This window comes from Chitinophaga sp. 05T412, from assembly GCF_056396465.1.
Window position 1 is genome coordinate 171,949 of record NZ_JBFTLN010000009.1, and the last position, 12,259, is coordinate 184,207.

The window sequence follows — 12,259 nt, forward strand, 5'->3', positions numbered from 1 at the left end:
ATTTAAAGAATTATTTACTTGAAAAGCTATATCCTGCTAGTTATAATTTCGCCAATCTTTATTTCATGGCCATTTTTAGCCATTTTTCCAGAAGTCCGGGCCATGCTTCTGCAGCAGGATTACCAGGACGTAATCCGTACCCATGGCCGCCTTTGGGATAAAAATGTAATTCCACCGCAGCTTTTGCGTCCCGCAGGGCTCCTGCCATTACCAGCGCACTGTTACCATAGGGATCATCGGCGGTGGCAAAAAGGAACATGGGAGGCGTTTGGCTGTCTGGCTTCAGTTCCGGTGTCAATGTCCTGTTAGCTCCATTATCAAGATAAGCTGGATATAGCAGTACGCCGAAAGCCGGACGGGCAGAGAGGCTGTCGGCTTTATCAAATGGCGTATAGGTATGAACGTTATATAGTGTGGCGGCTCTTGCAGTAAGACTGCCACCTGCTGAAAATCCGAGCATACCAATCTTATCAGGTTGTACGTTCCATTCAGCGGCGCGGCTGCGTACAATACGCATGGCACGTTGGGCGTCCTGCAAGGCGCCGGCCTCTTTCTTCGGTACCCGATATTGCAGTACAAAGGCGGTATATCCCAGTTTATTGAGCCAGGCAGCTATTTCATATCCTTCCAGGTTAATGGCCAGGATGTTATAGCCTCCGCCCGGGCAAACCACCACGCCTACGCCGTTATTATTGGAGGCCGGAGCTGGAAATACTTCCAGCAGCGGATCAGTTACATCGGTTAAACGTGTAACGTTATTACTTCCATCTGCGGCGACTTTGGCCATCTGCTTTGCCGCAGGTTCCTCCGGTACGGTACCGGGCCAGAGGTGAATGGCTTGTTGCTGAGCGCTAATAGCGGTAGTTATTCCTATCATCGTGAATAAAATACAAAGTTGTTTCATAACTGGAATTTCGTGTAATAAAACAAATGTAATAAATGTTAGGTGCAGATAAAAGGGCAGCTTCCTGAACAGGAAGCTGCGTGCTCTTCTGACCACCAGGCATACAGGTCCTGGAGATGTTTTTATCGATTAACCGTTACATAACTTTCTATGTCGTTACCCCTCAAAAATGGGACAGCTCCCTAAAGAGGAAGCTGTGGCGCCAATCTGACCAACAGGATATGCAGTACCTGAAGGTATCCTTGCTTATGAAATTGAATGCTAACCGTTCTTTAATCGCTTAAATAGCTTCATATACTATTGTTAATGTACGTACCATATCATCATCCTCATCAAACTTTCCGGTAACAGTGATGGTCACCTTCTTATCACTGTTTTTCACCGCCTTGTAGGTGCCTTTGAAATCATCATCACCAAACCCTTCCAAAGTTCCATCGTCCTTCAATTTCCAGTTGAAGTTCCTTCTTTGAGTAGCATACGGACATATATCAGCGCCTTCGTCTGCCACGCCAGTGCCATCAGCATTGAACACTGTAAAGTTGTCTGCCAGACAAGGCATTTTCTGTAACATATCGATTACCAGCTGGCCGTCGCCAAAATCCATTCCCGGGTTTATAGTCATCACCTTCGTCTGCCATTTTTTTCCTACCAGGAAGGCGCCGTTAAGGCCGCCGTTTGCCGGCTCGTCTTTATGCTTTCTACATTGTGTAAAAAACAATACCGTTATAATAGCAACGAGGAATAAAGTGGCATCGCCAGCAAATCTGTTAAATACTTTTTTCATACTTTAAAATTAATGTGAAACAAAAGGGGTTAATGAGTGCAAAGCTATTGTGCTGGAGGGTTTCACATCTCAGTAGAAGTACTTAATCTGAAAATTGAGTAGTGGTTGGGAGGAAGGAATTTTACACCACGCCGTAAGACGTGGTGCAAATATAGGTCTATTATTTTACGCATTGCTGCCAGGCTTCTGCCATCAGTTGAGCGCCTGCCACACTGGGATGTACGCCATCACCGGTCCAGTAAACACCCGGGGCCGACTGTAGTGCTTTATCAAAAATGGCCTGATATGGAATGAAGATCGCCTGGTATTTATCTGCTATAGCCCGCGCTGCTGCACGATATTCGTCGAATGCAGGATACCATTTATCATCCACAGACTTTACGTTGCTTACGGCGAAAGGCTCTCCGATAATCAGCTGCACATCCGGCAAAGCAGCCATGGTACGAGATAACAGCTTATCGTAATCATCCTTGTAAGTTTGAACGGTGCCTTTGTAATTGTTATTGATGGTATGCCAATAATCGTTCACTCCCACCAGGATACTGAGTACATCCGGCTTGATAGCCAAACAATCAACATCCCAACGGTCGGCCAGCTGAAACACTTTGTTACCGCTAATGCCTTTGTTATAAATCTTCAGATTTTTACCGGCATGTTTGAGCAACAGTCCCGATGCCGCCATTAGGGCGTAGCCACTGCCTAAAGCAGCACTGCTGTTGGCTTCATCATGATCTCTTTTGCGACCGGCATCGGTAATGGAATCGCCCTGGAATAATACGACACCTTCTTTTTTGAGCGTTATTTTTTTAGGTTTCTCTGCGGCAACAGCGGCAGATACAATGCCTGGAATGCTGATAGCAGCAAGACTTCCCAGCGATACATTCCTGAGAAAGTTACGACGGTTAGATGAATTCATAACGGGAACTGATTAAGTGACCATTGCGGCTTACTCCGCAATCGGGCACTTAAACTATAAAAAAGATTTCACATTTTTCAGACAAAAGCGCTAAACCCGGTGATGGCCCGTCCTACAATCAGGGAATTAATTTCCTTGGTGCCTTCGTAAGAATAAATAGCTTCTGCATCCGCTACAAACCGGGCCACATTGTATTCCAGCAGGATGCCATTTCCTCCCATCACTTCACGGGCGCGACTCACCACATCGCGTGTACGCAGGGTACAAAAAACTTTCGCCAGCGAAGCATGCTCGTCTTTTAACTGGCCCGCATCCTGTATTTCGGACAATCGGTACACCATGGTTTGCATGGCCGTAAGATTGGATAACATTTCTACCAGGTGGCCCTGTATCAACTGAAAAGAGGCGATTGGTTTACCAAATTGTTCACGGGTACGGGTGTACGCCAGTGCGTTCTCATAGGCGCCGCGGGCACAGCCTACAGCTTCCCACGCCACACCTGCCCGCGTCATTTGCAGCACCTTGGCGGTATCTTTAAAGGAGTTGGCATTTTGCAGGCGGTCTGCCTCTGCAATGTGGCAATCTGTTAAGGTAATCAGCCCGTTTTGTACAATGCGCAACGCCATTTTATCATGAATCTTTTCTACGCTGAAACCAGGAGTATCTTTTCTCAGCAGAAAGCCTTTCACCTGGTTGTCATCCACATCCCTGGCCCATATCACGATCACATCAGCGAAAGTAGCGTTGCCGATCCACTTCTTCTGTCCATTTAATACCCAGGTGTCTCCTGTACGTTTAGCCGTAGTAGTTAGTCCGCCGGCGGTACCGGAGCCTACTTCCGGTTCTGTTAATCCAAAGGCGCCAATAAGGTTCAGCTGCTGCATGCCCGGTAGCCATTCTTGTTTCTGTGCTTCCGATCCCAGCATATAAATTGATCCCATGGCTAATCCGCTTTGTACCCCGAAGAAAGTAGCAATAGAAGCATCTACCCTGGCCATTTCCATGGCGATAATTCCCTCCATCAGAAACGAGCGGTTAGGGCAACCATAGCCTTCGTAGGTAACCCCGCAGATATTGAGTTCTCTGAACTTAGGAATAATTTCAAGGGGGAAGCTGGCTTTCAGCCAGTGCTCATTGACAAGCGGCTGTATTTCCTTTTCCATGAATGCCCGTACTTTCAACTGCAGCGCCCGGTCGTMGGCATTCAGTTTGCTGCCAAGGTCGTAGAAGTCGCCCTCAATAGGAGGCAGTGCTTTTTTGGCTCCTTTGCTGCTCAGCATCTTCATCAGGCCGTTCAGCTGGGTGTCGTCCATCTTTGCAACCGACGCCATTACTTTAGGAAGGTCTACTTTTTCAGAGAGTTTGGCCAGCATATTGAAATCGACGCTCTTCAACAGGTGGTACGCGTTTTTCAGTTTGGAGAAGGTTCCGGACATATTGCATGGTTTTGTATAAAAATACGGATTCACGCGGATTTTGTCTTGTGTGGGATTAGACTGATTTTTATTTTTTGGGTTTTAGAAGATATAAAAAGATGATGGGAGATAGCAGCAGAAATACCCGCCCCGATCTCCCATCTTGCTAAATGCTATAAAATATTATTCTATTACAAAATCCTGCTTCAATTTAATATCCTCTGAAGAGGCGCCGATCAGCACTTCGAATTCGCCGGGTTCTACGGTCCAGTTCATATTACGATCGAGTATGGCCAGATCATCAGGGTGTAGTACAAAAGAGCATGTTTTCTTTTCACCTGGTTCCAGGGAAACACGTTCAAAACCGCGCAGTTGCATTACATACGTGGTCACGCTACTTACTTTGTCTTTCAGGTATAACTGTACCACGTCATCGCCTTTTCGTTTACCCGTGTTAGTGATATCCACGCTTACATGAATATCCCCTTGTGAGGCTTGTTTCGTGGGCGTTACCACCAGGTTGCTATAGTTAAAAGTGGTATAGCTCAATCCATAACCAAAAGGATACAGGGCGCCGTTTACGCTCGTGTTGCCGTAACCGTTATTTCCTGAAGATGGTTGTCCGGCGTGAGATCCCGGCTTAAAGGGGAAGTTCAATTCTATTTGCCCGGTAGATTTCGGGAATGTAACCGGGAGGCGGCCACCGGGATTATAGTCGCCGAATAAAGCCTCCGCAATGGCGGTACCGCCCTGTGGGCCGGGGAACCAGGCTTCCAGGATGGCGGGCAGATTTTGCTGCTCCCAGTTAATGGTGAGGGGCTGGCCGTTGATCAGTACCGCTATCACGGGTTTTCCGGTGGCATGTAGTGCCTGCAGCAGTTGCAGTTGACGGCCGGGCAGCGATAAGCCGGTACGGGAAAGGCTTTCCCCTACTCTCTTTTCATCTTCTCCAACTACGGCAATGATGACATCTGCCTGTTGTGCTTTACTAACGGCATCGGCTATACTGGCATTTTCGGTACTGTCCAATGGTGTAGGAATCAGCTCTGTGCCAGGCCAGCCGGGATTTACCACATCGCAGCCCCTGGCGTAGCTGACGGTCATGTTTTTTCCGGCATGTTGGGTAATGCCATCCAGCACGGAAGTTACTTTATTGTTGGAGGGACCATAACGGCTCACCGCGTGTGTAGTGGCTGCTGCCAGTGGTCCGGTAACGAGAATACGCTGGATCTTTTGCGGGTTGAGTGGCAACGTTTCTTTCTCGTTCTTCAGGAGTACCAGCGACTCGCGATTCAGCTGTAACGCAAAAGCCTCGTCTGCCGCGGTGTGCACGCCCTTATCCGCCAGCTTTGCATCCGTGTAGGGATGATCGAACACGCCAAGGCGGAACTTTACCCTAAGCACGTCTGCTACCCGGCTATCGATGGTGGCCATGGACACCTTTCCTTCTTTCACCAGTTCCCGCAGCGGCAGGATGAACTGTTCTGGTGGCGTGAAATTGGTGCGTACATTTAATCCGGCTTCCACAGATTGTCTCACCGCGTCTTTATAATCGGCGGCTACGTGATGCTTACTGAAAAGGTATTCCACTGCTTCGCTGTCTGATACCACATATCCGGTAAAGCCATACGCTTGTCGTAGTAGCTGGGTAAGAAAATAATAGCTGCCGGTGATGGGAACGCCGTCCCAGTCGTTGTAGCTGCTCATYACGCCCATGGGATGGGCTTCCGTGATCACACGACGAAAAGGATACAGGTATATCTGGTGCATTTCCCTTGGGGCCACATGTGGATCGGTGCGGGCATCGCCATCGCGGCCACCTTTGGGAACGCTGTACACCGCGAAGTGTTTCAGGGTAGCGGCTACGCCTTCCTGCTGTACGCCGAGCGTCATTTGTTTTCCCAGTTCAGCTACAAGGAAGGGATCTTCCCCATAACATTCTACTACCCTGCCCCAGCGTGGATCGCGTGCGGGGTCCAGGATGGGAACATACACATTCGTATAGCCGAGTAGTTTAGCTTCTCTTCCTACAATATGTCCGGCGCGGCTTACCAGGTCTTTATTCCAGGTGCTGCCGATTCCGATCGGCGCACATAACGGMGTGGCGCGGTCGTGGCACAGGCCATGAATACCTTCATTGGTAAAGTCTACGGGTATGCCCAGCCGGGTGGATTCAATAAACCAGCGTTGTACGGTATTGATGGCGGTAGCATGTTTACTGTATGGAAAAGAGTATTCGGATTTAGCCCTTTTATTATAGGGTAAACTATTGAGTTCTTCATCGATGTTGGCGATACCGTCTTTCCATATTTCCTGTTTCCATGCGGGTGTTGGCATTTCATCTTTCAGCACACGGCCATAGCCATACAGGGTAGCCATCTGGCAGGTTTTTTCGTCCAGGGTCATTTGCGAGAGCAGGTCCTGGATACGTTGTTCAATGGGTTGCCTGGTATCTTCAAAAATATCTTTACGGCCATTTTTATTGAAGTCGATCCAGCCATCGTGGTAGATGGAAGCCGGTTGTTGGGCGGTGGCGGTGGTTACCGTCAGTGCGGCACCTATTATTCCCGTGATCAGTTGTTTCGTCCTATAGCTATACATTCCGGGCGTCTTTTTTTGATTAACAACGCCAATTTACCAGTCGTTGCAATGGATTGCAAAAATAATCCAAAACAATATCATGATTAGTTAAAATGGTACCGGCACAAAAAAAGGGTTGCACAGAACGAGATGCAACCCCTGGTTTTAAAAAACACAACTAAAAAAAATATTGCTATAAAAATATAGGCATGGCTGTTATGACTGATAACGCGGAAAAACGCTCGTCCCTCTATTCTTCTTTTTTAACAGCTATATTTGAAGTTGATAAATTACTACTGCTTAATTGGTTATTCTTTTCAAAAAGATAGTTACTTTCGCAAGGATCATTTCATATATATATTAAAATATCGTGAAGGTTAATGCTTACATCACCTTCTTACCAGGCATATAAAGAACTATTTCATTCACAGTATAATGACTTATGTAACTATGCCTATAGTTTTCTGAAAGACGATGCGGCTGCAGAAGATGTGGTACAGGAAACATTTATCAAGCTCTGGGAAAAACATCAGAACCTGATTGGTATACCAAATATAAAAGCTTACCTGTTCCGGGCAGTGCGTAATAACTCTATTTCCGCATTACGCAAACTGAATACCGAAGAAGCAGGCAACAAAGGTTTTGAGTGGATCACAGATAGTACCGACGATCCGGATGCCAAAGAGATAGAAAATGCCAGACCTTACTATGAGCAACTGATTTATGAGGCCGTCGCCAACTTACCGCCACAATGCCGTGAAGTATTTACCTGTTGCCGGATCAATGGGATGACTCACCAACAAACCGCAGTCAAGCTTGGACTTTCTGCTAAAACTGTTGAAAACTATATGGGGCGGGCATTAAAGCTGCTGAGGAAATACCTGCAGCAGTACGGATTGCCAGTCGGTATTCTTTTTTTATTGAAAATATTAATGCCCTGATAGAGGGTTGTCACACTAACGAGCGTTATCTAATTAGAGCACACTGCAATGTAACTATGGAGCATTTTGACACCTACCTGTATGAACTTATAGCTAAAAAGCTGGCTGGTCATTGTACCGAGGCAGAATCTGCCGAACTACAACAATGGCTGGATGCCTCACCTGAAAATCAGGCAGAGTTCAAGGCTTTAGCGACCATCTGGAAGGACAGTTCCAATGCCGCCATCGCTCCGCGACAATACAATACAGCGGCAGCCTGGGACAAAACCAGTCGGACTATTCAACCACCCGTTTCCCGGATTAAATCACTCTATACGAAATATGCTGCTGCAGCTGCCATTATAATGCTGCTGACAGGAKGCGCGTGGTGGCTGGAAAGTCGCTCTTCCCTGAAAAAACATGAACTGGCCGCTAATGACGGTAAAATAAAGAGCCTGGAGTTACCTGATAAATCTACGGTAACCCTGCGTCAGGGCGCCCGTATCCGGTACCTGAATGGCTACCATCACGATCAGCGGGTAGTAGAACTGGAAGGGGAAGCTTTTTTCGAAATCGCCAATGATCCCGGACATCCCTTCCTCGTAAAAACACCTAACCAATCCGTGATAGAAGTATTGGGTACCTCCTTCACTGTGCAAACAGGGAAAGACAGCACCGCAGTTATTGTTGCTTCCGGCCGGGTAAAACTGGGCCTGGAAGGTGATACGACAGCGCTTATCCTCGGCAGCGGACAAAAAGGTACCTGGGGAAATGGCCAGTTATATGCCGGCAATAACAACAATGTAAATTTTATTGCCTGGAAAACCGGTGTTTTGCAATTTAATGATGAATCACTTCTTGAAATATTGCCACAATTAGCCGACTTTTACGCAAAAGAAATCAGGATCGATGATCAATACCGTGAAACAGCCTCGCAGCAAAAAGCTACGATCACGTTCCGGAATCAGTCCTGTGATGATGTTTTGCATGAATTACAACTATTGCTTGGGTTTAAATACCAACAAAACGGCGATACGATCGTCATCAGCCAGTAATTTTAGTCGCTTTTTATACCTGCTTAGTTTTATTGTCTTGTTCTTCGCCGCTCCCCTGCAGGCGCAGAACAATGAAAGTGATTTGTTGCAACAATCCTATACGCCCCCGGCCAGGCAGGGCACCATCCTTTTTTTCATACAACATATTCAAAAAAGTACCGGAATCAGTATCTCTTACAGTTCCAGCTTTCTGCACCTCAATAAGAAAGTACAGCTAAATGGCACAGAACTTACCACTGGCGCCATTTTAAACACCATTTTACAGGGAACCGGTATCCAGGCCGCCGCATTAAACGGCAAAATATTTTTACTGCGCGAAAATTCGCAAACACAATATTATACCATCAGTGGCTTTGTAAAAGAAGCCAGCAGCAATGAGCTGATCATCAACGCGTCCGTATACGACCCGGTTACCCGGAAAGGCACGGAAACCAATGCTTTCGGGTTCTATAGCCTGCAGGTACCGGATTCCTGCCAGGGCGTTGTGTTTTCTCATGTAGGCTACCAGCCTGCATTCCAGCACCTCCCTCCTCCCGACGAAGGGCAGCTGGACATACACCTGGAGCCCCGTAGTATGCTGCAAACCGTGGTAGTAAAAGGCGAACATGAGGAGGTGGCCTCTCAGCAAAGCTATATCAATATGCCCGTGGGCTATGTATCCGGCTTTCCTGYCCTGCTGGGAGAAAAGGATGTATTGAAATCACTGCAACTGTATCCAGGTACCAGCAGCTCCCTGGAGAGTAGCGCCAACCTCCTGATCAGGGGTGGTGGTGCTGACCAGAACCTCTACCTCCTGGATGGCGTTCCACTTTACCATACCGGCCACCTGTTTGGACTCTTTTCTATCTTTAACGGAGACGCCGTAAAGGATGTATCGCTGTATAAAGATGCCTTTCCCGCACGATATGGCGGCCGCCTGTCATCTGTTGTAGATATCCGTACCAGAGATGGCGATATGAAAAACTGGCATGGTAGCTTTAAACTCAGCCCTGTATCCGGCAATATATTACTGGAAGGCCCCATTGTAAAGGACAAAAGCTCCATGTCCCTGTCGCTTCGGCGCTCACTGGTAGATGTACTGTATGGTAGCAGGTATCTTTCGGACTATGGCAAATATTATCTGTACGATATTAACTTCAAACTGAACCAGGTTATTAACGACAGGAACCGGCTGTACATCAGTTTCTATAAGGGGCAGGACAAAATGTTTATCCAGAGTTCCAACCCGGTGATACAGTTGTTTGACGACTACAACTTTGACTGGAGTAATATTACTGCGGCAGCCAAATGGACACGGGTAATCAGCCCGAAAGTATTCACCAACACCATTGCCACCTATAGCCGTTTTTATAATGTATTCACGCAAAATTCCATTATCCCGCTTTCCTTTTTCGACTCCCTTTTTGTAAAAGGTAAAGGCGTTTCCAGGGTACGGGATGTGGCCATTAAAAACGAAACAGAATACAATGTGAGTAACTGGCAACATATTTCTTTCGGAGGCAGTTATACGTATCACAACTTTGCCCCTACGGCCTATCATAACAATATTTCCGCCGGAGAAGCCCAGCAGCGAAAAGCGCCTATCTATTATATGTCGGAGTTTTCTGCTTATGGTGAAGATGAGCTGAGTTTATTAAATGACCGGTTGATCATCAGACCTGGCCTGCATTTCGGGGCGCTTGCACAGAAATCCTCATTTTACACCAGTTTGCAGCCACGCTTAATGGTGCGGTGGCAATTGCCGCAATCACAGTACATCCAGGTCTCGTTTGCAAAAATGACGCAGTTTGTGCATCAACTAACTACCCCGGTGATTAACTTACCTACCGATTTGTGGGTACCCAGCACCGAAAATATTAAGCCGGAGCATGCCTTCTCCTATGGCCTGGGCTATCAACGCCAATGGCAGGGCAATTGGCGATTCAATGTGAATCTATACTATAAACAGCTGAAAAATATTGTTACTACCAACACCGTGTTGAATATCTTTGATAACTCGGACCTGTGGGAGAAAAAAGTAATTGCCGGCAACGGATATAATTATGGCAGTGAATTGTTGCTGGAGAAAACACAAGGGCGACTCACCGGAATTTTTTCCTATACGCTTTCCTGGGCATGGCGGCAGTTTGACCGGATAAATGGTGGTAAGATGTATCCTTATAAAGAAGACCGGAGACATAATATTTCCCTGGCGCTGAAGTACCAGTTTAATCCTAAATGGACCATTTCCGCTACCTATAAGTTCGCCTCTGGTGCACCTTTTACCCTGCCGGTACAAATATTCCCGGACTTCGATTGGAGCCGGAATATCAAAGGATACCTGGATGAACGCTATTCACCCTTTTCTACCAGTCAGGTTAACTATCTCCCGTATATAGCCCGGCTAAATAACTACCGCTTAAACCCGGTACATCACCTGGATGTAGGCGCCACGCTCAGCCTGGGGGCCCAAAAACGTTTCCAGCACGTTATTACAGGTGGTATATATAACATCTATAACCGTAGTAATCCGTTTATTGTCAGCTTTGACCAGTTTTCTTATTTTGCTTTTGATGACATTTACCCGTTACAATTATACCAATACAGTTTGTTCCGGGCATTACCGTATCTGAGTTATACTTTCAAATTTTAATCATGAAGTACCTGTTGCTATTATTGCCGTTTGTGAGTGTGATGCTGTTTGGATGCGAGCAGGAACTTCCCTTGCCGCATACCCAAACTGCGCCACGGGGTGTTGTTTACGCGGAACTGGTGGCCAATGGTACGCCGGAAGTACGTGTAGGAAAAAGTAAGCCGGTGTCAGGTCCTTTTCTCGACAACAGCTTTCAGTTGGTAGAAAATGCCAAAGTGCAGCTGATGGATAAGAACGGGCAGCAACTGGAAATACTGTCGTATGTAAAGGATACCTCCAATGTAATGGGGCTTTACACGGGCAAAACCAAACTGGAAGCCAACAAAAACTATAAACTGCAGGTAGACATACCGACGCTGAAACCTATTACTGCTATGGCCACTATCCCTCCGCCCTTCCGGGTGGAGCTCCTGGATACGCTCCGCTCCCTCTTGAATGGGCGGCCGGTATTGCGTTTTCATCTTACCATATATCCGTTACCGGGAGTAAAACAATATGTGGTGATGGAGGCTTTGAAACAAACCGTTGATCTGGATACCTCGTTTACCTACCACGGAGTAAGGTACCGGAAAAGTGAGCAACCTGACTTATATGAGCTGGCCAAAAATTTGCCTGACGCCGCAGCGAAAAAGGATAGCTTTTATATGAACGACTATCTCCGCATTCCCTGCTATACACAGGATGAAAATGCAGATAATAACCAGGTGGGCGGTTTGAATGAGAACTATAACAGCATCCTCTTTACTCAATCCGGAAAACCACTCACTACTTATTTCTATATTAATGCTACCGCGCTCAGTGCAAATGCAGTAGAAGACATTTCTCCGGTGGGAAGAGTGCTGGTATACGTAAAATCCGTTTCCAAAGAGTATTATGACTTCCTGCTTACCTACGAAAAAGTGAAGCGTAATCCGGGGCTTAACAGCCTTATACAAGCCATACAGCTGCGGAGTAACACCCAGGGAGGATTGGGAGTGGTTGGAGGTAGTTATCAGAAGGTATATTATCTGTATTACGATAAGCTGTGAAAAAAAATTACGAATTACGAATTAC

At 46.8% G+C, this 12,259-nt stretch carries 9 protein-coding genes; 4 read left to right on the forward strand and 5 right to left on the reverse strand.

The features are described 5' to 3' along the window. Positions 1-58 precede the first annotated feature (58 nt). The 5 genes from AC1DFM_RS20590 to AC1DFM_RS20610 form a co-directional block, all read right to left on the reverse strand. On the reverse strand, positions 59-904 hold the full coding sequence (locus AC1DFM_RS20590) for an alpha/beta hydrolase (protein WP_477078636.1): 846 nt from the start codon (positions 902-904) through the stop codon (positions 59-61). Positions 905-1,184: 280 nt separating this feature from the next. Then, positions 1,185-1,688 (reverse strand): hypothetical protein, encoded by a 504-nt coding sequence (locus AC1DFM_RS20595; protein ID WP_477078637.1) that lies wholly within the window; start codon positions 1,686-1,688, stop codon positions 1,185-1,187. A 160-nt stretch (positions 1,689-1,848) separates the two neighbouring features. Then, positions 1,849-2,604: an SGNH/GDSL hydrolase family protein gene (locus AC1DFM_RS20600; protein ID WP_477078638.1), complete on the reverse strand. Its 756-nt coding sequence runs from the start codon at positions 2,602-2,604 to the stop codon at positions 1,849-1,851. A gap of 77 nt (positions 2,605-2,681) precedes the next feature. Continuing rightward, complete coding sequence (locus AC1DFM_RS20605; RefSeq protein ID WP_477078639.1) at positions 2,682-4,040, reverse strand: acyl-CoA dehydrogenase family protein; 1,359 nt, start codon at positions 4,038-4,040, stop codon at positions 2,682-2,684. A 162-nt stretch (positions 4,041-4,202) separates the two neighbouring features. Further along, positions 4,203-6,620 (reverse strand): glycoside hydrolase family 3 C-terminal domain-containing protein, encoded by a 2,418-nt coding sequence (locus AC1DFM_RS20610; protein ID WP_477078640.1) that lies wholly within the window; start codon positions 6,618-6,620, stop codon positions 4,203-4,205. A 359-nt stretch (positions 6,621-6,979) separates the two neighbouring features. On the opposite strand from AC1DFM_RS20610, the gene AC1DFM_RS20615 reads away from it, so the two are divergent. The 4 genes from AC1DFM_RS20615 to AC1DFM_RS20630 are packed head-to-tail and all read left to right on the forward strand — an operon-like array spanning position 6,980 to position 12,234. Further along, a complete protein-coding gene (locus tag AC1DFM_RS20615) occupies positions 6,980-7,540 on the forward strand; it encodes an RNA polymerase sigma-70 factor (protein ID WP_477078641.1) in 561 nt (186 codons plus the stop codon). A 56-nt stretch (positions 7,541-7,596) separates the two neighbouring features. After that, positions 7,597-8,574: a FecR family protein gene (locus AC1DFM_RS20620; RefSeq protein ID WP_477078642.1), complete on the forward strand. Its 978-nt coding sequence runs from the start codon at positions 7,597-7,599 to the stop codon at positions 8,572-8,574. Then, the gene (locus tag AC1DFM_RS20625; protein WP_477078643.1) at positions 8,525-11,206 is read left to right on the forward strand and encodes a carboxypeptidase-like regulatory domain-containing protein; all 2,682 of its coding nucleotides are present in this window, start codon (positions 8,525-8,527) and stop codon (positions 11,204-11,206) included. The genes AC1DFM_RS20620 and AC1DFM_RS20625 overlap by 50 nt, the downstream gene beginning before the upstream one ends. Before the next feature lie 2 nt (positions 11,207-11,208). Beyond that, complete coding sequence (locus AC1DFM_RS20630) at positions 11,209-12,234, forward strand: DUF4249 family protein (RefSeq protein ID WP_477078644.1); 1,026 nt, start codon at positions 11,209-11,211, stop codon at positions 12,232-12,234. The last annotated feature ends 25 nt before the right edge of the window (positions 12,235-12,259 follow it).

Excerpts from the sequence above, each read along its gene's own strand:
- AC1DFM_RS20615 (WP_477078641.1), top strand. The coding sequence starts at position 6,980 with ATGCTTACATCACCTTCTTACCAGGCATATAAAGAACTATTTCATTCA.
- AC1DFM_RS20600 (WP_477078638.1), bottom strand. The coding sequence starts at position 2,604 with ATGAATTCATCTAACCGTCGTAACTTTCTCAGGAATGTATCGCTGGGA.
- AC1DFM_RS20595 (WP_477078637.1), bottom strand. The coding sequence starts at position 1,688 with ATGAAAAAAGTATTTAACAGATTTGCTGGCGATGCCACTTTATTCCTC.
- AC1DFM_RS20630 (WP_477078644.1), top strand. The coding sequence starts at position 11,209 with ATGAAGTACCTGTTGCTATTATTGCCGTTTGTGAGTGTGATGCTGTTT.
- AC1DFM_RS20590 (WP_477078636.1), bottom strand. The coding sequence starts at position 904 with ATGAAACAACTTTGTATTTTATTCACGATGATAGGAATAACTACCGCT.